Source organism: Microbulbifer maximicatervae (SeqCode) (genome assembly GCF_052467825.1).
Window position 1 is genome coordinate 2,933,811 of the sequence record NZ_CP174327.1, and the last position, 21,609, is coordinate 2,955,419.

Annotated in this window: 10 protein-coding genes; 7 read left to right on the plus strand and 3 right to left on the minus strand. The window is 47.2% G+C overall.

Annotation, left to right across the window (positions count from 1 at the left end; translation table 11 throughout):
• Window positions 1–326: 326 nt before the first annotated feature.
• Complete coding sequence (gene pepN, locus ACJJII_RS13035; RefSeq protein WP_444916493.1) at window positions 327–2,978, plus strand: aminopeptidase N; 2,652 nt, start codon at window positions 327–329, stop codon at window positions 2,976–2,978.
• A 42-nt stretch (window positions 2,979–3,020) separates the two neighbouring features.
• Here pepN and ACJJII_RS13040 read toward each other — a convergent pair whose 3' ends face one another.
• Entirely contained in the window at window positions 3,021–3,569 is a 549-nt protein-coding gene (locus ACJJII_RS13040; protein ID WP_444916494.1) for a histidine phosphatase family protein, read from the minus strand.
• Window positions 3,570–3,579: 10 nt separating this feature from the next.
• Window positions 3,580–5,238: a carboxylesterase/lipase family protein gene (locus tag ACJJII_RS13045; protein WP_444916495.1), complete on the minus strand. Its 1,659-nt coding sequence runs from the start codon at window positions 5,236–5,238 to the stop codon at window positions 3,580–3,582.
• A gap of 176 nt (window positions 5,239–5,414) precedes the next feature.
• On the opposite strand from ACJJII_RS13045, the gene ACJJII_RS13050 reads away from it, so the two are divergent.
• From ACJJII_RS13050 to ACJJII_RS13070, 5 genes are all read left to right on the plus strand, one after another.
• Window positions 5,415–8,894: a BapA/Bap/LapF family prefix-like domain-containing protein gene (locus ACJJII_RS13050; RefSeq protein ID WP_444916496.1), complete on the plus strand. Its 3,480-nt coding sequence runs from the start codon at window positions 5,415–5,417 to the stop codon at window positions 8,892–8,894.
• Between the two features lie 146 nt (window positions 8,895–9,040).
• A complete protein-coding gene (locus tag ACJJII_RS13055) occupies window positions 9,041–10,471 on the plus strand; it encodes a TolC family outer membrane protein (protein ID WP_444916497.1) in 1,431 nt (476 codons plus the stop codon).
• Window positions 10,468–12,672, plus strand: coding sequence for a type I secretion system permease/ATPase (locus ACJJII_RS13060; RefSeq protein ID WP_444916498.1), 2,205 nt, complete (start codon window positions 10,468–10,470; stop codon window positions 12,670–12,672). The genes ACJJII_RS13055 and ACJJII_RS13060 overlap by 4 nt, the downstream gene beginning before the upstream one ends.
• Before the next feature lie 21 nt (window positions 12,673–12,693).
• Window positions 12,694–13,950: an HlyD family type I secretion periplasmic adaptor subunit gene (locus ACJJII_RS13065; protein WP_444916499.1), complete on the plus strand. Its 1,257-nt coding sequence runs from the start codon at window positions 12,694–12,696 to the stop codon at window positions 13,948–13,950.
• 12 nt (window positions 13,951–13,962) lie between these two features.
• The gene (locus ACJJII_RS13070; protein ID WP_444916500.1) at window positions 13,963–14,874 is read left to right on the plus strand and encodes a transglutaminase-like domain-containing protein; all 912 of its coding nucleotides are present in this window, start codon (window positions 13,963–13,965) and stop codon (window positions 14,872–14,874) included.
• A gap of 36 nt (window positions 14,875–14,910) precedes the next feature.
• Here ACJJII_RS13070 and ACJJII_RS13075 read toward each other — a convergent pair whose 3' ends face one another.
• Complete coding sequence (locus ACJJII_RS13075) at window positions 14,911–19,680, minus strand: CapA family protein (protein WP_444916501.1); 4,770 nt, start codon at window positions 19,678–19,680, stop codon at window positions 14,911–14,913.
• Between the two features lie 638 nt (window positions 19,681–20,318).
• Here ACJJII_RS13075 and ACJJII_RS13080 point away from each other — a divergent pair.
• A complete protein-coding gene (locus tag ACJJII_RS13080; RefSeq protein ID WP_444916502.1) occupies window positions 20,319–21,584 on the plus strand; it encodes an MFS transporter in 1,266 nt (421 codons plus the stop codon).
• Window positions 21,585–21,609: the final 25 nt, after the last annotated feature.

The following is a 21,609-nucleotide window of genomic DNA, read 5'->3' on the forward strand; positions in this document are numbered from 1 at the left end:
TGCTGTGGGGTAGGGCAGACAGTAAGTGCTCTATATGGGTATATAATCGACCACTATTATATAGTTTTCACCTATCTAATGTGGCGCACTGATAGTTTTTACCTTCTCCGTCGCTGTTACCTCTGTGCTTGTGGAGGCAGATGTGCCAAGAGTGGCTGTGGGCAAGGCTGCAAGGGCAAGTATTAATCAAACTTATCTATGCGTGGCACCAATCGCGCTGGGAAGCTATAGTCCGGTTTTTAACTTGGGTGATAAATAGTATTGGCCCGGGTAACGATATTGTTGGTCCAATTAATCGAATTCATACTGCCCCGGAAGGGCATAGAATGACTGAAGGTGTTTCAATAATGAAAGATAGCCAGCCAAAGACCATTTACCTGAAAGACTATCAAGTACCAGATTACCTGGTGGATGCTACTGATTTACATTTTGAGCTGGAACCCAAGGCAACTTTGGTCAAATCTCGTTTGAATATTCGCAGAAATCCGCAAGCGGGTGCAGGGCTGCCGCCTTTAGTGCTGGATGGTGTCGAGCTGGAATTACTTTCGGTTTCTTTGGATGGAGTTTTGTTGTCTACATCTGATTATCAGGTTCTACCTGAGGGCCTGTCTATCCCTGTAGAGAAACCAGAATTTCTGCTGGAAATCCGCAATCGGATAAATCCGGAGGAAAACACATCTCTAGAGGGATTATATCTCTCTAATGGTATGTATTGCACTCAATGTGAAGCTGAAGGATTTAGAAAAATTACTTTCTATCCTGACCGGCCGGATGTTATGTCCAAATTTACCACCACCATCGTCGCGCCGATGGACCACCCAGTACTACTTTCAAATGGCAATGAAGTTGAAAGGGGTAGATATGAAGATGGTCGTCAGTTTGTAACTTGGGAAGATCCATTCGCCAAGCCGGCTTACTTATTTGCGTTGGTAGGCGGGGACTTGGAGCATGTGGAAGATAGCTTCACAACAGCCTCTGGTAGAAAGGTTAAGTTACAGATCTTTACGGAAGCGAAAAATATTGGGAAGTGTGATCATGCTATGCGCTCACTTAAAAATGCGATGCGTTGGGATGAGGAAACTTACGGAAAGGAATATGACCTAGACATCTTTATGATTGTTGCTGTTGATCATTTCAATATGGGGGCTATGGAAAACAAAGGATTGAATATTTTCAATTCGGCCTGTGTGCTCGCTAGCCCAGAAACAGCAACGGATTCAGCTTTTCAGCGGATTGAGTCTATTGTAGGACATGAGTATTTTCACAACTGGTCCGGCAATCGGGTTACTTGCCGGGATTGGTTTCAGTTGAGCCTGAAGGAAGGTTTTACCGTATTTCGTGATGCGGAGTTCTCCGCTGATCTTAATTCCCGAGCGGTTAAGCGTATTGAAGATGTATCCCTTTTGCGTACTACCCAGTTTGCTGAAGATGCCGGCCCTATGGCCCATCCTATCAGGCCAGATTCTTATATAGAAATTTCAAACTTTTACACTCTGACAATTTATGAAAAGGGTGCGGAAGTTGTACGGATGATTCATACACTCTTAGGTGCAGAAGGGTTCCGCAAAGGAAGTGACTTGTACTTTCAGCAGCACGATGGTTGCGCGGTAACCTGTGAAGATTTCGTCAAGGCGATGGAAGATGCTAACAAGGTTGAACTGAAGCAATTCCGCAACTGGTACAGCCAAGCAGGCACGCCGATACTTGATGTGACAGATAGCTTTAATGAAACTGATGGCACTTATAGTCTAACTATTCGCCAGTCTTGCCCTTCATCGCCAGGCCAGGAAGAGAAGTTACCTTTCCACTTACCAATAAGAATTGGATTGCTGGGGGCTGATGGCGCAGAGCTTGTACTCAATGAGCAGGGTGATACTGAAACTGTTTTACAGTTAACAGAAGATGAGCAATCTTTTGAGTTTTCCGGACTTGCGGAGAAGCCTTTACCCTCATTGCTGCGAGGCTTCTCCGCTCCAGTAAAAATAAGGTACAACTATAGTAATGAGCAGCTTCAATTTTTAATGAGCAAGGATAAGGACACGTTTAACCGCTGGGATGCAAGTCAGCGCCTAGCATTAAATGCTTTGTGTGAGCTTCAGGTGGCTTTTCGTAAAGGTGAGGAACTACAGGTACAACCAAGTTTAATCAGTGCTTATAAAGAGGTTTTAGAGGATGTTGATCTCGATCTAGCGCTGGTCGCAGAGATCTTGCAATTGCCCAGTGAGCAGTTTATCGCTGAAGAGTCATCATCTATTGATGCGGAAGCAATAATTGTTGCGAGGGAATTTGTAAAGAAGGTAATTGCAGGTGAATTATTTGATGAATTTCGCAAGCGCTATCTAGAATTGAATACCACAAAGCCCTATAGCCCGAATGCGTTAGATATTGCGCAAAGACGACTTAAAAATACCTGTTTATCCTATATCTGCATAACAGAAACTGAGGAGGCGTTAGATATAGCCCAGGTTCAGTTTGAGAGCGCTAGTAATATGACAGATAGTGCGGCGGCTCTCGCTGTTATTATTAATCATGCACCGGAAGACCGAGCCGGGGGGTTGATTGAACAATTTTATGAGCGCTGGAAAACCGATACTCAAGTAGTAGAACTATGGCTGGGTCAGCAGAGTTGTAGTCCCAAGCGCGGTACATTGGAAAATATTCGTGCACTTATGGATCACCCTGCTTTTGAAATGAAAAACCCCAATAAAGTAAGGTCTGTAATAGGTGGTTTTGCTAATCGTAATTTTAAGCAATTCCATAAGAGCGATGGTAGCGGGTTTGAGTTTGTTGCCGATCAGGTTCTGGCCTTGGACAAGCTAAATCCACAAATTTCAGCAAGGCTGGTTATACCGATCACACGTTGGAAAAAGTACTCTGGTAGCCTGGGTGAGAAGATGAAAGTTGCCCTGCAAAGGGTTGCTGATTCGGGAGACCTATCTAAGGATTTGTTTGAGGTAGTCAGCAAAAGCTTGATTTAAAATAAATGCCCGCTTGGGGTATGCTGCACATACCCCATTTTCTTATAGAATTTTGTTTTCTTTTTCTTCGCCTAGCTGGACTAAATGTAGCTTGTTTCCATCATTTTTTAGCTCAGTGATTGAAGTGTAATCGGGCCTAAACTGTTGTACTTTTTGGTGGTTCCGGATATGTGCAACAACTGAATTGATGACCATAAAATGGCAGAAGATAAAGGTGTCCTCTGAAAGACTTTCCAAATACCTGATTATTCCATCGCGCCAATCTTTTTGTTCTCTGTCGCAGGGGTCCCAGTCTCCAGTAAGTAATGTTCGTAACCAGGTTAGGCGTTGAGCTTTGGGTATTTCCTCTGGTGTAGGTATTTCCGTCACTGCATTTTCAATTACAACCTCTATATCCCAAACTTCGGCCAAGGGCTTTGCTGTTTGCTGTGCACGGAGTTTGGGGCTGCTTATTAATTGAACTTTCTCGAGTGTGGAAAGTTTTAGGGCTAGCTCTTCTGCCTGCTTGTAACCTTCGTCTGTGAGTATTGGATCGGGGATGTGCTCCCCTTTCGCTGCTTCTCCATGCCTGATTAAAAAAATTCTTGCCATCTATGCCAACCTAAAGATAACCATTCAACCTATCGTCGGGTATATGTTGCCATAAACTGAGAAGCTCTGGTGAGTTAAACGCCCTGGCTGAGGGATGATTGCCAAATCGCTTACTGTGTTTTCCTGAAAACTCTGGCCAATCATTGCCGGGTTTCCCTGTTTCAGCAAAATTCAGCCAAGCTTGTTGCATTGAGGCACTTAATAAATGGGGGTTTTCTTCAGCACCATATAGTGTTTTCAAGGACTGATCGCTATGGGTTCCAAATACATAGCCAAGCTCAACGGCGTGACAGGCCCCTAGTAAAGGCTGTGCAGCGAGAGGTTGTGCAAAGTGATAGTGATAGTTTTCCCCCTGATGACTTTGTAGGTGTCTCAACCCTGGCAAGGTGAATACCATATCAGTGAGCAAGAGGTTCCAGGCTCGGCTCCATTCTGGCCAGGGGTTGTCTGTCATTTTTTTTGCTAGTTGATAGTAATGTCTGAGTAGGGGCTTTAACTCGGACTCTGGGATAAGCCATTCCAAATGAGTGCATATTTGCCGGTAGTCCATGTTAAAGCTTTCAGGGTTTATTGCGCTGAAGAGATTCCATTCCTCCAAATTGTTCCCTAACAAAAGGGATGTTTGGTGTGTCGGGGGGAGCTTTTTTTCAGGGGAAAAAAGTTCCCTGTCTGCGACAGGTTTAAATGGCAGTTGCCCCCATTTTGCTGTCATAGACGTGTCAGAGAGTATTGCTTTTTGGGTTTTCAGAAGAAGTTTGGTTGGACAATTTTGTAGTGAGATGCCACCAGAGATTTCCTCAAAGTGCTGAATGAAAGTCTTACCAACATGGTTGGCGCTTTGCTGGGAGTGGGAGGCTCTTGGGTGCCCACTTTGGACAATTGCACGGCGTATAAGACCTTTACATTGTGGAGTTTCAAGTAAGGAGGCAATGCTCATTGCCCCGGCTGATTCGCCAAAAAGAGTGATATTGTTTGGATCTCCGCCAAATGCTGAGATATTTTTTCGAACCCATTGTAGGGCGGCTATTTGGTCTAAAAGCCCTTCATTGCCGGTTGATGGTATATCACTAATATCCTTTAGGCGCAGAAATCCCAGTGCGCCTAAACGGTAGTTAATAGTGACAACAATTGTCCGACCGCTAGCCGCCAAGTATTTACCATTGTAAATTTCTTGGCATCCTGATCCCATGTAAAAAGAGCCGCCATGAACCCAAAACATTACTGGCAGCTTTTTTCCTTGCGACATTGCGGGAGAGAATACATTCAAATAGAGGCATTCCTCCCTTTCAGGAAGATTCCCGTTTTGATCTCGAACTTCCATTAGGGCGGATGAGTTTTGCGCTGCTGGTGTACCAAAGCTATGCGCTTGGAAAGGATTTTTCCAGCGGTCCAATTCTTGCGGTGGTAGCCAGCGTAAATTTCCTACAGGGGGGAGAGCGTAGGGAATACCCAAGAATTTATACACGCCAGTTTCTTCATCTGTGGTTCCGATGATTGGCCCGGCAGGCGTATCAACAACGGGGGTAGGTTTTTTGTTTAAGTGCCTGCCAATTTCCGGGTCTGTAGTCATTTGTAACTTCCTAATCTTGCTGAAGTTAGCACGAAAACTGTTTTTCTCCTGCCGCAGCCTAACTCCTCCTTGAAAACGTTTTGAATTACGTCCATACAAAAGTAGTGCGCGTAAAAACGTACTGGCGTAATTGTTTTTTTATGGAGGGAAATTAGTAAGGCTATGTATTAGTGAATCTAGTCACGGATGGGCTCAAAGTGGGGTATTTTCCGTCTTTAAGCTCAGGCCATGAACTGTGTATTTAGGAAGTTGCACCGTTTGAAGTTGGTGAGAGCATGATTGCGAAAATCTTTGACAAATCCACGGGCTCAATCGACGAGCGATCACTGGAGGGGCTATCTTTGACCTCTCCTGGTCTTGTCGAAATGCCCGCAGATCCTGAGGATATTGCGTCTTTTTCCAAGGACGGAGTAGACCTTGTAATTGTTTTAAAGTCCGGTCAAATCATCATTATTTCAGGGTTTTACCTGTTAGATGAAGAAGGTGACCATAGTGAGCTAGTGCTAACCGGGGCTGAAGAGCCTCTTATGTTAGCTTCTAATGGAGACTTAATCTCTGCCTTTGCTGCGGCTGGTGGTGCATCTTATCCCGCACCAGCTCCAGCCAATCCCGGTATTTCTTGGTGGATTCCTGCATTAATTGCCCTTGGAGTTGTTGTTATCGCTATCGCGGCTAGTGATGACGATGATAATGACGGCGATCGTTTTTTTATTCCTGATTCTGATGCCGACGCTGACTCAGATGCTGATGCCGATGCCGATGCGGATGCCGATGCGGATGCCGATGCGGATGCCGATGCGGATGCCGATGCGGACGCCGATGCGGACGCCGATGCCGACGCTGATGCCGATGCAGATGCTGACGCTGATGCGGATGCTGACGCCGATGCTGATGCTGATGCTGATGCTGATGCTGATGCTGATGCTGATGCTGATGCTGATGCGGATGCCGACGCCGACGCTGATGCCGATGCAGATGCTGACGCCGATGCGGATGCTGACGCCGATGCCGATGCCGATGCCGATGCCGACGCCGATGCTGATGCGGATGCGGATGCCGACGCGGATGCCGATGCCGATGCCGACGCGGATGCCGACGCGGATGCCGACGCAGATGCCGATGCGGATGCCGACGCGGATGCCGATGCTGACGCCGACGCCGACGCCGACGCCGACGCCGACGCCGACGCCGACGCCGACGCTGACGCGGATGCCGACGCTGACGCCGATGCCGATGCCGATGCTGACGCTGATGCTGATGCTGATGCGGATGCCGACGCTGATGCGGATGCCGACGCTGATGCTGATGCTGATGCTGATGCCGATGCCGATGCCGATGCCGATGCCGATGCGGATGCGGATGCGGATGCGGATGCCGACGCCGACGCTGACGCTGACGCTGACGCTGACGCTGACGCTGACGCGGATGCCGACGCTGACGCCGATGCCGATGCCGACGCTGATGCTGATGCTGATGCTGATGCGGATGCCGACGCTGATGCGGATGCCGACGCTGATGCTGATGCGGACGCCGATGCCGATGCCGATGCCGACGCGGATGCTGACGCAGATGCGGATGCCGACGCAGATGCTGATGCGGATGCCGACGCGGATGCCGATGCCGATGCCGACGCGGATGCCGACGCGGATGCCGACGCAGATGCCGATGCGGATGCCGACGCGGATGCTGACGCAGATGCAGATGCAGATGCCGACGCCGACGCCGACGCTGACGCTGACGCGGATGCCGATGCCGATGCCGATGCCGATGCCGATGCCGACGCTGACGCTGACGCTGACGCCGATGCCGATGCCGATGCCGACGCTGATGCTGATGCTGATGCTGATGCTGATGCGGATGCCGACGCTGATGCGGATGCCGACGCTGATGCTGATGCTGATGCTGATGCTGATGCGGACGCCGATGCCGATGCCGACGCGGATGCTGACGCAGATGCGGATGCCGACGCAGATGCTGATGCCGACGCGGATGCCGATGCCGATGCCGACGCGGATGCCGACGCGGATGCCGACGCAGATGCCGATGCGGATGCCGACGCGGATGCTGACGCAGATGCAGATGCCGATGCTGACGCGGATGCGGATGCGGATGCCGACGCCGACGCGGATGCTGACGCGGATGCCGATGCCGATGCCGATGCCGATGCCGATGCCGATGCCGATGCCGATGCGGATGCCGATGCTGACGCGGATGCCGATGCCGATGCCGACGCGGATGCTGACGCAGATGCCGACGCTGATGCCGATGCGGATGCCGATGCTGACGCGGATGCTGATGCCGACGCCGACGCCGACGCCGACGCCGACGCCGACGCCGATGCCGATGCCGATGCCGATGCGGATGCCGACGCTGATGCGGATGCGGATGCCGATGCCGATGCCGATGCCGATGCGGATGCGGATGCCGATGCAGACGCTGATGCAGATGTCGATATCGACATAAATATTGATATTGATATTGACATCAATATTGATATTGACGTTGACATTATCATCATCAATATCGGATCAAATTCTCAAGAGCCTGGTGAGCTTCAAGACAGCGATGTAGAAGCTCTCGATAGCGGTGCCGGAACGCCGTCTGATGCGTTGTTCGCTTGGGTGCCCGATGGGGATGCCGACGCGGATGCCGACGCGGATGCCGACGCGGATGCCGACGCGGATGCCGACGCGGATGCCGACGCGGATGCCGACGCGGATGCCGATGCCGATGCCGACGCGGATGCCGATGCCGATGCTGACGCGGATGCGGATGCGGATGCCGACGCCGACGCCGACGCCGACGCCGATGCTGATGCCGATGCTGATGCTGATGCCGATGCTGATGCTGATGCCGATGCCGATGCCGATGCCGATGCAGATGCAGATGCAGATGCCGATGCAGATGCAGATGCAGATGCCGATGCCGATGCCGATGCCGATGCTGATGCTGATGCTGATGCTGATGCTGATGCTGATGCTGATGCTGATGCTGACGCGGATGCGGATGCGGATGCCGATGCCGATGCCGATGCCGACGCTGATGCGGATGCCGACGCTGATGCGGATGCAGATGTCGATATCGACATAAATATTGATATTGATATCGACATCAATATTGATATTGACGTTGATATTATCATCATCAATATCGGATCGGATTCGCAAGAGCCTGGTGAACTTCAAGACAGCGATGTAGAAGCTCTCGATAGCGAAGCTGGAACGTCGTCCGATGCGTTGTTCGCTTGGGTGCCCGATGGAGATGCAGACGCTGACACTGATGCAGACGCTGATGCAGACGCGGATGCAGACGCGGATGCAGACGCGGATGCAGACGCTGATGCAGATGCTGATGCAGACGCTGATGCAGACGCTGATGCAGATGTAGACATCGATATAAATATCGACATAGATATCAACCTTGATATCGACATTGATATTGATATCACCATCATCAATATCGGTTCTGATTCAACCGTTGGATCTGATGGGTTCCTCGATATCGACGTTACTGCAGATGCGGGCGAAGGTATGCTGGGTGCCGGTTCTAACCTGTCAATCGATGAGCTACTTGAGTCAACGAGTGAAGATGCTCAGGTATTTGAGTCGAGCGGAAATGAGGAGGGTGTGAGCCCGACCTTAGATTCCATTGGCATGGTTGGTGGCACTGATGCCCTGACAGCGACAGATAATGCAGCGGCGTTTGAAGATCCTGTTGGAGATATGTGGCAACAAAATGGCTTGAGTGACACCTAGATCAGATAGCCTTTAATTAACTTATTTACCGGGCCGCAAGGCCCGGTTTTTTTTGGCTAGACTTTCGTAGCCACTCTACGAAACCGTTGATGTCTAGCGGTGAGTGCGTGTTTTACCTCTCCAATAATCAGTGAAAAGTGAACATAGTGGAAGTGTTTAAACGACTATGGAAAATGTCATTGCTATTTGCTCTGGCATTTTGGGCTCTCCTTGCTGAAGCTGACCTCTTTGGTTCGTCCCCCACAGCTGAAGTAATTAGTCCAAGTAAAATGGATGTCGAAGTGAATGATTCACTTAGGCAGTTATCGTTTAGTGAGTATGAAAGGGGAATTCAACGAAATGAACTTAATATCCTTGAAGTCGTGCATCAAGCGGTGGGTTGGCACCCCCTAATTGCAGAAGCAATAGGCAGTCTTTACCAGCAGAGGCAGGGTGTCCGTTCCGCAAGGTCAGGATATTTCCCGCAGTTGAGTGCTGGTGTTGTGGCTGGACATGATTCTGAATATAAGCGTGAAGGTGATGGTCACGCATTTCAGATGAATGTTTCACAGATGGTTTATGACTTTGGCAAAGTATCCAGTAGCGTTTCTGTTGCCCAAGCAGGGGTGCAAAGATCGCAAGCTGAAGTTCTCCAATCTATTGATGAAGTTGCAAGGAGAACTGCAAAAGCTGCGATTGAAGTTCAACGTTACCAGTCACTTCTAATTACTTCTGATGCACAAGTTCAAGGTGTATCTGCTATTGCCAGACTTGTGCAAATTCGAAAAGAACGAGGGGTGAGTTCTCGTTCAGATGTTTTACAAGCTCAGTCTAGAGTAGATGCTGCGCAGGCCTCCAAGCAACAGGTTGAAGCCCTGTTGCGGCGGTGGCGTAGCACGCTACAAAAATTAACAGGCTTTCAGTCCCCTTTTCGAGTTGCTATGTATGTTCCGGAAGATGTCGCCCAAGCTTGTGACGTTGAATCGTTTAATCTTTCCTCTGTTCCAGAGGTTCTGGTTGCCGAAGCAGATAGAGCAGAGGCAGAAGCGAAACTAAAGTTGGCAAAAGCAAACACTTGGCCGACATTCACTTTGGACGGTAATGTAAATCAATATTTGGATCAAAACTATGTAGATGCCAACGCCCTCAATGAAAATGAAAAAGCCATCTTCCTAAATGTTTCCATGCCTATATACCAAGGCGGAAAAATATCCGCTGGTCGAGAAGGTGCTAATTATGCCTTACAGTCCGCGGATGCTGCTCGGGATTCAGCTCAACTGTCAGCAACCCAAAAGTATCGGGAGGCACAAGAGGAGGCAGAAGGGTTAATGCGAAGTTTGGGGGCGCTTAGTGCCAGGGAAAGTGCAATTGCAGAAACAAGGGATCTCTATAAGCAGCAATACTCCACCTTGGGAACAAGAACTTTAATTGATTTGCTAAATTCAGAGCAGGAATTACACCTTGCCCGTCTGGAAAAAAATAATACGATTTTTGATTTGCATTTATTAAAAATTGACTGCTTACATAGTCGTGGCGGTATGCGTGAAGCCTTCAAGCTAGAAGGTATTCAAATTCAGGGCGTGGAGGTGTTGCCTTGAATAATAACCAAATTGAAAGTACTAATGATGGTGAGGGTTCATCTTTAGATACCTCCAATATGGCATCTGACTTTGGTCCATGGTGTGAGGCAATTATTGCCATTGCACGACATTATCGTATCGACTGTTCGGCTGAGAGAGTACGAATAGCGGGAAATTGGGGGGGCTGTGATTCGGTAGAAGGTGTTATTCGTCAGATGTCACGGCAAGCAGGCCTAACGGTTAAATTTTGCCCATTCACAGAGTCTGCGATTAATTCTTGGAGATTGCCTGTTGTAGCACAAACGATAGATGGACAGTTGGTTGTCATCGATTCTGTATCCAAGCAAGAGCAACTGAGTGTTACCTACTGTGGCGATAAAGGCCTAAAAACGAGTGTGCCTCTGTGTGAGTTGCAGAGTCAAATTTTAAGTTTGGCAATATTCCGGCCTAGGCGTACAGCGACTGATTCTAGAATTGATGAGTATATTAAGCCCCACGATAAACATTGGTTTCGACGTATTATATTGCGGGACTTAAAACCCTACTTTCATGTGATGATTGCTACTACAATCGCTAATTCATTGGCGTTAGCAGGCATCATTTTTTCCAAGCAAGTCTATGATCGAGTAATCCCCGCCGAGTCATTGCCAACACTTTATGTCCTTTTTAGTGGTGTTGTAGTTGCCATTGTTTTTGACTTCATTATGAGAACCATGCGGGTCAGGGTAACGGATCTGTTGGGAAAACGCGCGGATATTCGTATGTCAGATTTAGTCTTTGGCCATGCTATCCGGGTCAAAGATCAGGCAAGACCAAAGTCTACAGGGACCTTTATTTCACAAATTAGAGATCTTGAAAGAATAAGAGAGTTGTTTACATCCTCTACAATACTGGCACTCGCGGACCTTCCATTTTTTATTCTTTTTCTGTTTGTTATGTGGTGGATTGCAGGAAGCCTGGCATTAATTCCTTTGGTAGCAGTCTTCCTGCTGATAATTCCTGGTTTGCTACTTCAGCCAAAATTGGCGACTCTCTCCAAAGAATCAATCAGAGAGGGTGCTCTGCGCAATGCCATGCTAATTGAGACAGTGCAGGGACTTGAAGATATAAAAGCAATGCAGGCAGAGCAGAGATTTCAAGGGCAGTGGAATCACTTCAATGCAATTACCGCCGAATCCAGTCTTAAATTGCGGTATTTGGTAGGGCTGTTATTGAGCTGGACACACAATGTTCAATCATCGGTTTTTGCTGTTGTTGTTCTTTTTGGGGCGCCGATGGTAATGGAAGGGAGTATGACGACCGGAGCCTTGGTAGCGGCCTCGATTCTGGGCTCCAGAATGATGGCGCCAATGGCAAATATAACCCAAGTTCTTAGTCGATGGCAGCAGGCTAGATTTGCGATGCAGGGTATTGATCAAATTATGCAGCTGCCGGTTGATAATCCTGAGAATGAAAAAAAAGTACAAAAATCAGTTATCCAGGGCAATTATCACTTTCAGCAAACGGTATATAACTACGGAGATAGTGCTGCTGAACCAGCGCTGGTTATTTCCGACCTAAAAATACATCAAGGTGAGCGAATTGCAATCCTGGGTAGAAATGGGTCAGGGAAGTCAACCTTTTTACATGCTTTATCTGGATACATCGAGCCTGCCAGGGGGCAGTTGCGGCTTGATGATGTGAGCCTTGCCCACATAGATCCTGCTGATGTCAGGCGTGATGTTTCCCTGCTTAGTCAGAAAACAGGCCTTTTCCATGGCACTATTTATGAAAACCTGGTGCTAGGCGCCCCGTATGCCAGTGATGAGGAAATTATGTGGGCGCTTGATATGACAGGCGCCAAGGCTTTTGTTAACAAGCTTCCAAAAGGGTTGGGGTGCTTGATCCAGGAAGGAGGGTTTGGACTCTCTGGAGGACAAAAGCAATCTCTACTTCTAGCCCGCCTGCTTCTACGCCAACCAAATGTTCTTTTGTTAGATGAGCCAACGTCAGCCCTGGATGAAGCTACTGAGAAGCGGTTTATTCATGCTCTTTCACAGTGGAGTGCTGAGCGGACAGTTGTAGTCGCTACTCATAGAACAAGTATTCTAAATTTTGTGGATCGCGTAATAGTTTTAGATAGCGGCAGAGTTGCTTTAGATGAGCCCAAAGATAAGGCGATTTCCATATTGTCACGACAAAAAGGCAAAGATACCCAACAGGGTGAGAAGGTTTCATAGACAAATTTTGGCGAGGTAGCCATGTCAAACGCAGATGGTCACGATTTGCTATCACACCCTCAGCGAGAGCCAAAACGCGTTGCCCTCCTAGATATAGACTCTCAAAATGACGAAAAGCAGTATGGCGATGATGTTGATGATGCATCTCTGGTTCGTTCTGGAAGAATTGTTTGGGTATTTTTCCTACTTCTTGCAGCGTCAGTGACTTGGTCATATCTCGCCAAAGTGGATGAAGTGTCATCGGGTAGTGGAAAAGTAGTGCCAACTTCACGTTCACAAATTATTCAGTCTTTGGAGGGGGGCATACTTGCTGACTTAAAAGTATCTGAGGGAGACATTGTCGAGAAAGGGGAGGTGTTAGCACAACTGGATCCGACAAAGCTTCGCTCAAATGTAGATGAAATTTCAGCAAGATATAGAGCTGCACTTGCTAGCGTTTCCCGTTTAAATGCCGAAGTAAATGGAACACCAATAAAATTCCCGGAAGAACTTACAGAATTCACCGAACTTATTGCCACAGAAAAGAAGTTATTTGACATAAGACAGCGAGGTCTGGCGGAATCCCTTCGTGGTTCAAAAGAAACATTAGAGTTGGTTAACAAGGAACTAACTATAACAACTTCTTTACTTGATTCTGGGGCGGCTAGTAGTGTCGATGTGTTGCGTCTGCAACGGCAGAAGTCAGAGCTGGAAACCAAAATTCTGGAAATCAAGTCCGATTATATGGTCAAGGCTCGAGAAGAGCTTGCCAATGTCAGAGCAGAAGTTGAGTCACTTTCTTCAGTAAAAGAAGGGCGGTCTGACTCTTTGACCCGGTTGACTCATCGATCTCCTGTGAGGGGAATCGTTAAGGCTATTGAAGTTACGACAATAGGCGGAGTTGTGCCACCCAATGGAAAATTAATGGAGATAGTCCCTCTGGACGATCAGCTCTTAATTGAGGCAAAAATATCTCCTAGAGATGTGGCGTTTATTCGTCCTGGACAGGCTGCCAAGGTAAAAATAACAGCTTATGAGTATGCAGTGTATGGAGGCTTAGATGGTGAGGTTACGACTATATCTCCAGATACAATACAAGATGAATTTACACCAGGAGAGTATTATTATCGGGTTTTTATCCTAACTGAAAAAGATTCCTTGATAAATAAAGTTGGAAAGAAATTCCCAATTGTGCCTGGGATGATTGCTACGGTGGATATCAAAACAGGATCAAAAACCATCTTTGATTATCTGTTAAAGCCGATTAACAGAGCAAGTGAAGCTTTGCGAGAGAGATAGCGGTGGGAATTGATGCTTGGTAGCAAAATCGCGTTTTCGGTGTTTTGTATTTTTCTCGGCCTTTTTGGTCTTTGGCGCGGTGCAGTAGCTGATAGCAAGAAGGTTACCTTGTCCGCAGAAGTTACTATAGAAAATCACTCTGAACGTGATGTCATAGGGTATATTCACAGATTGTCGATGCCAGTTGAAACTGGATTGCAGCAGTCATTAAAAGAGATAAGATACGAATACCCTGAAAATTTAGTTATCAAGGATCATAAGAAGGGAGATTCCAAGTATTTAGAAGTAAGGCTAGACATACCTGCAGGAAAGGTCGTTAAGCGAAAATTTCATTTTGACCTTTTGTTGAGTTCTTATGATTATGCCAAGATTTCTCGAGGTCGTGAGCCTTATCCGGCTAAAAAATATCTTCAGCCAGCAAAGTATATTGAATCAGATGCTTTGGCAATAAAAAAATTATCCTTGGAAATTCAGAATACGTTTTCTGATGAAGAGGGGCGATTGCGAGCTGCATTTCTCTTACCCCAAGCTGTTATCGAATATAAAATCCAACCGACAAAAGGCGCACTTGCGGCACTCGAGTCAAGAAAGGGCGATTGTACAGAGTATGCAGCTCTTTTTGTTGCTTTGGCCCGTTCAATGGGCTATCCAGCAAGGGTCACTTCTGAGTTTCTTTTTACCAAAAGAAAGCAATTTAAACAACCCAATCATCATGCTGCTGAAGTCTACATGAATGGACGCTGGATGCCGGTAGATCCTAATTTGGCTCAGGAGTCTCGATTTGGATATGGGTTTGGTCGAGGACAGCTCAGTAAAATTACTCTTACCCGCGATTTTACTTGGGTGTGGTCTAATTTGTGGCCTAAAGAATTCAAGGGAAATGTAGACCAAACAAAGGTCGCCATTGAGTGGAGCTTACAATAGCGACTACTTGTTCTGATATATTTTGTAGACTGAATTTTATTCTGTTTCCAAAGTCTGCCCGGTTTTTTGGAGTTTATCTAGCAGTGCAGGAATAGAGCCAAAATCTGAATCCCGCCTTGAGCCTTTTAAAAGGATAAGGTCTGAATCCTGACAAAAGTCTGTTAGATAACTTACCAAGGCGGGAGCTTCGGAAAAGTGAGGGCCTAATAATTCATCAGGCAGCACCTTGCGAAGATACTCCATCTCCTCGCCATGGGTTATTACCCAATTTACCTTGCTTTGAATAAGGGGGCCAGCAAGGCTCTCATGAAGCTCCTTGGCTTTTTCGCCTAAATGAACGATTCGGCCTAGAACGGCAATCTTTCTTCCTTTATCTTGAGTTTCAGTTTGTGCAAATACGGAAAAAGCATTAAGCATTGAGCTGACAGTAGCATTCCAACTATCATCGATCAGACTAATGGATTTCCCATGTACTTTTATACGGGTGCGCTGTAGGTGGCTGTCATCTAACTGTAGTTCTTGTAGTTTTAATGCCGCTGCATCGATATCTCTGCCCAAGGCATAGACTGCGCAAATGGAGGCGACAGCATTGTGTAGCATACCGATACTTGGAGCAGGAACGCGAAGTTCTAATTCCCGCTTAGGAAATTTCAGTTGGACCCAGCTACCAGATTCATCGGTACGTACTCCCAGAATACGAACTTCAGCATTAGGACTTTCCCCAAAGATGATGATTCGCTTTGCATGTTTCTTGGCTTTCTTCAATACATAGTCAAAGCACTTTAGATGCTCTCCAGCAATAGCGATAGCGGAGCCAGTAAGACCATCATAAATTCGTGACTTCCAACGAGCAGTATCTTCGACACATTTTACGTGGTGACTAGTTTGAGACATTCCAATTTCGGTTATTAAGGCAATAGTGGGTTTTACTTGATGTGTAATAGGGCCACGTTTCATCCATAGGGCACTTTGAGCAACTTCTATAACTGCGACTTCATGATCTTGATTCAGGCTAGCCATCATTGATGGCGCACCTACGCGAGAGTTATAGTTCCCCATACTGGAAAGTATTTTTTCTCTTGTTCCCAGCGTTTGGGTAATCATCTTGAGTGTTGTTGACTTTCCCGCAGTGCCAGTAATCGCTATTACATCACCAGTAAATCGCTCCCTTGCCGCTAAACCTAACTCGACAATAACTTTGATTGGGTCTTTTACCTGGAGTACAGGGAGATCTTTTGGAAGTCCAGCAACGGGTTTGGATACAATTACTCCGGCAATTTGATCGGCAAAAGAAGGGAGCTTCTGGTGGAAATCCCAAAATTTAGTTGGCTTCTTTGAGCTTTGTTCATGGTAAGCTCGATCAAGGTTAGTGTGTGCAACGAATAGAATAGGGTCAAGAGACTCCTCTATAAAGCTACTCCCTGAGATTACGCTTCGGACAAACCATCCCTTTGGGGGAGGGACCAACCATCTGCCACCTGCAATTGTATTAATTTGTTCTTCGTTCCAAGTTTGACCTGGATGATGTTGATAAACAACCGGTGGGAACTCGGTCATATAACTTGGGACTCTGGGACGAGTGGAGGGCTTCTTCCCCAGTAGATTCAGTTGAGTAATCATTCCCCCCACGAGTATGGGTTTAATTTGGGTGGTGTTTGAAATTAGGCCTACGGCTAAATGTAAATGTACAGGTTGAAGTTCATTCTTGGCTGGTGCTCTTATTCCATACAGGTCTCGGTAGATTACCCCCGGCTGCCATTTTGTGGTGGGTACCTGCCAATCACAGGGATCATGGTCCATCGATTTTCCCCAATAAGGCATAGATGTTTCCTTAATGGGGATAGCTCGAAAGTCCAGGCGAAAATCTTCCTGTACTTTCTCGTCGGTAGTCCAGAAGGATTCTACCCACAGCATCTGGCGAGTTTTTATTTCACGGGGATAAAATCTGACACCTAATAATTTAAGCGGTCCGCATTCAAGCGGAGGGATCTGCGCATCCAGGGGTACTTGATCTACTGTCCAGTTTGGACTCAATGGACGCTGCTGCTTAATCGGGTCCCGTTTGTAATGGGTTTTAAAGAGATGTGGTAATTTACGGTATTGTCTATCCGGAGGCGAAAGCAAGATGGTTCCGCTACCATCTGAATTCGGTACTAGGTTTGTTCCCAGAGCTGAACAGAATTTGGAAAATCGTTGGGTAAGCTCTTTTGCGCTATCTCCACTCAACTGCTTGCTAAAGCCAAATCCGACACCTACAGGTACAAAGACAACCTTTTCTACTCCTTTTTCACTTAAGTAAAGCCGAAAGACTCCACTATCTGCCAAGCTTCGCCGAACTGCATCAAATAATAGATCCCCGGCGTCATGGATGATTGGCCGATTCTTATAGACTTCAATACCTTGTAGGTTATGCGCACTGGTACCCAGAATACCATCTGCCCCTGCATCGATAATGGCATGACCAATAGCGATTTCGTCTTCGCTGGGTTCGGGTTCTCTGTTGCCTCCCCAGTGAACAGCGACAAGTACTATATGAGCTTTCTCTCGCGCGGCCTCAATTCGAGGCTTCAAATTGTCGAACCAGAGACTGGGCATGGTTAGTGGCAAGTGTGCACATCCGGGAGTATTTGGACCTGCTGCAAATCGGGGTTGTGTAGCATCAAGAGAAAAAATGGCTACATTAAGTCGACCTGCCGGGCGATATACTGGGGCCAGAGCTTCTTCGATATTGATGCCTGAGCCTGTGTGCCCGATACCGGTTTCGTTGAGCCAATACTGCTGTTCCATTAACGCAGCAGTGCCATAGTCTCCACTGTGATTATTTGCAGTGACAACAACATCAATACCGGCTTCCATTAATACCGAAAGCATTTCGGGCCGGGCTCGGTAATAGTATGGGGACGATTCGCCTTTACTGATCCCTTGCTCACCCTCAGTTCCGACGACACACTCTAAGTTAACGACGCTTATATCTGCGTTTTTTAGGGCAATGACTGTGCCGAGTACTTTTTCGGTGCCAAATTGGGCCGTACGGTAATGCTGCCTCCGGGCTAAGTTAACATCTCCTCCCCAAGCGAGCACTGGTAGTGACTTGTGGGAGCCGGCAGTTGGCTCGACGGTCATTTCTTGGTATGCCTCCTCAATATCCTCGGGTGCATTTTTGGGCGTAAGCAGGTACTTTCGATAAGCGACAAAACCAGATAGATAGTGCTCGACATCATCAATACGGATTCTGAAGGCATGGTGCCGGATAAAGAAGCTTCCCAATATACGTTTGGGATTCTTGAAATACATGGCGAATTCAGGCCAGAAATACCCATTTAGAAGGTACATCGCACGCTTATGTAGTGCTCTGTAAAAGTGTTTTAGGTCTACCTGGTCAAGTAAATATTGGAACTCGGGCTCTTTGCCCAAGCGAGTTACCATCTTTTCAGCTGCCATCATCAATTCAAGCAGAGTAGGGAATGTGGTTATCCTATTCTCCACAAAATCCAAATAGCTGGCGAAGTTTCGAATACCGAACTGGTAGTACTTCTCTTCGGGGCGATAAAGGGTTAGTTCATTAACGCAGTAGCTTAACCAATGATCGTGAGCGCGCCAGTGATTGGCTTGAATGAAATAATCAAATGCCTTTTCAACTAAATTTAGCCAGCGTGAATCTTTAGTAAAGCCATAAAGCCGCATCAAACCAAAGGCAGCTTCACCGTCGTAATAGATGACCCTATGTTTATCTTTAACTTGAAGGTCTGGATATTCAAGAACATGGGAGAACTGCCCGGTGATTGAGTCCTGCATATACTCTATCCCAAGTGCTAATTGCTCCATCAGTTTGGAATACTTGTCGGTTTTCGTTGCTTCAGAGTACTTTACCAGGGCTAACAGTGATACTGCGTTGCCCCCTAGTTTTATTTCATTATTTGCCTCTACCAAAAAAGCTCCCTCAGCGCCTGAGGGGAGGGTGGCGGTCTGAATTAGCTCTGTTGTAAGGTGTTCCAGTGATCGATGTATGGAGCTCATTAGAGCTTTGTCGCCAGTAACCTCCCAGGCTTCAATCATCGAATAAGTACTACTGGCATGTCGTAAGTTGTTATAGGTGTCGATCTTTCGGTCGAAACAGGCGTGCCAACCATAGTGGAAGGAGCCATTCTTTTTGACTTGAGAGCTTAAGTAGTTACTGCTGTTTCTAATCAAATCAGAGACAGTATTAGTATCTAATTTTTCTATGACACGTCGGCCGGCATCTAAACCGGGTCCGTAGAGGCAAACGGGCTGGCGCTTGGATTCACAGAAAATTCCCTGAGTTGAAAGCAAAAGCACAGTCTTTTCTTCTGAAAAATCCAGCTCGGTATTTATTCCGAATCTTTGCTTAGCGTAGGCAAGAAAATTGTTCTCATTAATAATGACATGATCAATCTGATTTCCGCCATAGAGCATGGCATTAGCATTTAGCTCTTGCTCCAGGAATGCTATTTCGCAGTCCATATCAAGTGCGAGGCCATAGCGGAAATACGACCTCTTGGTGTCTTTAAGGATTTCTTCCAAGCCTGCAAATGTCATTGTGCTTTTTTGGGTGACCCAATCGACACGTAACCAACAGGGTTCCATCTTGTGCGACTTTGCTGCCCTTTGGATTGTCTTTGCTAAGGCTTGCCAGGCTTCCGAAATATCCGCCGCCGTTTTATGCTTCACGATGGCGCGATGCTTGGCATCACTAATTGAAAAAAACAAGGTATAGGGGGGGCGTTGCTTACCCAGTGCCTGCTCAACCTGAGCACGCACTTGAACGAGCATGTTGGATAGGGACATGTCGCGACTTATCTCTCTATTAAAAAAGCGTGGCAGTATTTTTTCTGCTGGTCGGCTCGGGTGCTTTTCCTGAACGAGTATAGACGGGGGGGAAGATTCTGCTTTTAGTGGTTTGTACTGGGGTGATGATGTGGCAAATATTTTTTTTGTTTTATCTGTCAGTTTGGGTTTTCAAAACAAATCTTGTCGGATAGTATTGGGTAACCGTATTCAGAATGACTGTTGTGCAACTCACTCAGATTATTCTCTATTAACCTGTAATTAACAGTTAGGGTTAATACCAAGGTTTAGCCGTAGGGCAGGAGCATTTTCTGCCAAGAAGGAAACCCGGGATCTTATCATCTCGGGTTTTTTTGTCGGTAAATAAAGGTTGTTTGTCTCAAATTCATCTTGCTTACTGAAACTCTTCTTTGTCTGCCTCTTAATTTTCTGAGGTAGGCTGCTTGCCCTCCCCTGAAAGATGGGCACCTTGGCCGAATAGTGAGAGAACCTTCCGGGTTTGCATTTGTACCAATGACTCGCGGGCACTCGCCGAGTGGCCTTAGCGCCATTCTCTTATCTGGAACCAGCCAACTTAAACCATACAGGACAGGTGCCTCTATCGAATTGTTGGCAGTGAATCTATTGGAGTAGTAACCATGAATGGGAAGTGGTGGAGAAGCTTGAGGAGCTTCCCTCCGTTAGTTTGGATTATTTTAATTGGCAGTTTTTTTAGCCGTGGAACTTATTTTATGGTCTGGCCTTTCCTGGCCATCCTTCTATTTGAAAAGTTTCACCTCGGCGCGGCTGAAATTGGTTTGATCTTAAGTGCATCTGCCGTTGGTGCTGCTGTGTTGGGCTTCTTTACCGGTGCGCTATCGGATCGCTATGGGCGCCGCAATATGCTATTGCTTGGCTGTATTGTGAGTATTTTTTCCTTTGCCTTGTTGGCTGTGACGCAAACCTTGGCAGGATTTATCTGTGCGATGACCCTGTGTGCTATCGGTCGTGCGGTGTGGGAGCCGCCGGCGAGTGCGCTGATAGGCGACTTAATTGACGATCAAGCCAGCCGTGAATTGGCGCTGCAATTCCGCTACTTCCTGATTAATGTGGGGGCCGCGCTGGGGCCGATTGTGGGTGTCTGGGCTGGTTTGAGTGCGCAGCAATCCACTTTTGGGCTCACCTCTCTCAGCTACTTACTCTTAGCCCTGGCCTTTGTTTGGGGTTTTGCCAGAACCGAGAGCGGACGTTTAGCGAGTAAGCAAAGGGATGCGGGCGTATCTCTGGGAAATACGCTCTCGGTATTGAGCCGTGATCAGGTATTTCTGGTGGTGATTATTGCGAATATTTTAACGCTGTTTATCTACGCGCATATGGATTCAAGCTTGGTGCAATACCTCACTCGAGCTGAAGCGCCGGGATTGGTAGAGCTGATATCCAGCATGATCTTTGTTAATGCGTCGACGATAGTATTACTGCAGTTTCCCATTATGAAGTTAATGGGGCCGCTGGCCATTAACACCCGTATTGTGATTGGGTTGGGTATTTTGTCGGTCTCCCAGATTTGGTATGCCCTAAATCCGGTAGATTGGTTTTGGGGTTGGCTCGGAGCGACTTTTATTTTGAGCCTGGCTGAGGCAATTTTGTTTCCAACCATGAGCATTCAAATTGACCGGCTGGCACCATCCCATTTACGCGGTACCTATTTTGGGGCCTCTTCCTTTTATGCCATTGGCTGGTCGATGGCGCCATTAATTGGTGGAGTGATTATTCAATGGTGGAGTGGCCCGGCCTTATACGGCTTGTTAGTGGCGTTATGTGGAGTCGTGTTTGTGCTCTATCGCCTTACCGAGTATCTGTCTCGCCCTGAGTGGCCTGAGCCTGAGGGAACGGTCGTCGCGGATCGAGTCGCCAACGTGTCCTAGCACGGGATACAGAATTTAAGGGCAA

What these genes read in the sequence shown, in the direction of transcription:
- pepN (WP_444916493.1), top strand. Translation starts at nt 327, where the DNA reads ATGACTGAAGGTGTTTCAATAATGAAAGATAGCCAGCCAAAGACCATT.
- ACJJII_RS13040 (WP_444916494.1), bottom strand. Translation starts at nt 3,569, where the DNA reads ATGGCAAGAATTTTTTTAATCAGGCATGGAGAAGCAGCGAAAGGGGAG.
- ACJJII_RS13050 (WP_444916496.1), top strand. Translation starts at nt 5,415, where the DNA reads ATGATTGCGAAAATCTTTGACAAATCCACGGGCTCAATCGACGAGCGA.
- ACJJII_RS13065 (WP_444916499.1), top strand. Translation starts at nt 12,694, where the DNA reads ATGTCAAACGCAGATGGTCACGATTTGCTATCACACCCTCAGCGAGAG.
- ACJJII_RS13070 (WP_444916500.1), top strand. Translation starts at nt 13,963, where the DNA reads ATGCTTGGTAGCAAAATCGCGTTTTCGGTGTTTTGTATTTTTCTCGGC.
- ACJJII_RS13075 (WP_444916501.1), bottom strand. Translation starts at nt 19,680, where the DNA reads ATGTCCCTATCCAACATGCTCGTTCAAGTGCGTGCTCAGGTTGAGCAG.
- ACJJII_RS13080 (WP_444916502.1), top strand. Translation starts at nt 20,319, where the DNA reads ATGAATGGGAAGTGGTGGAGAAGCTTGAGGAGCTTCCCTCCGTTAGTT.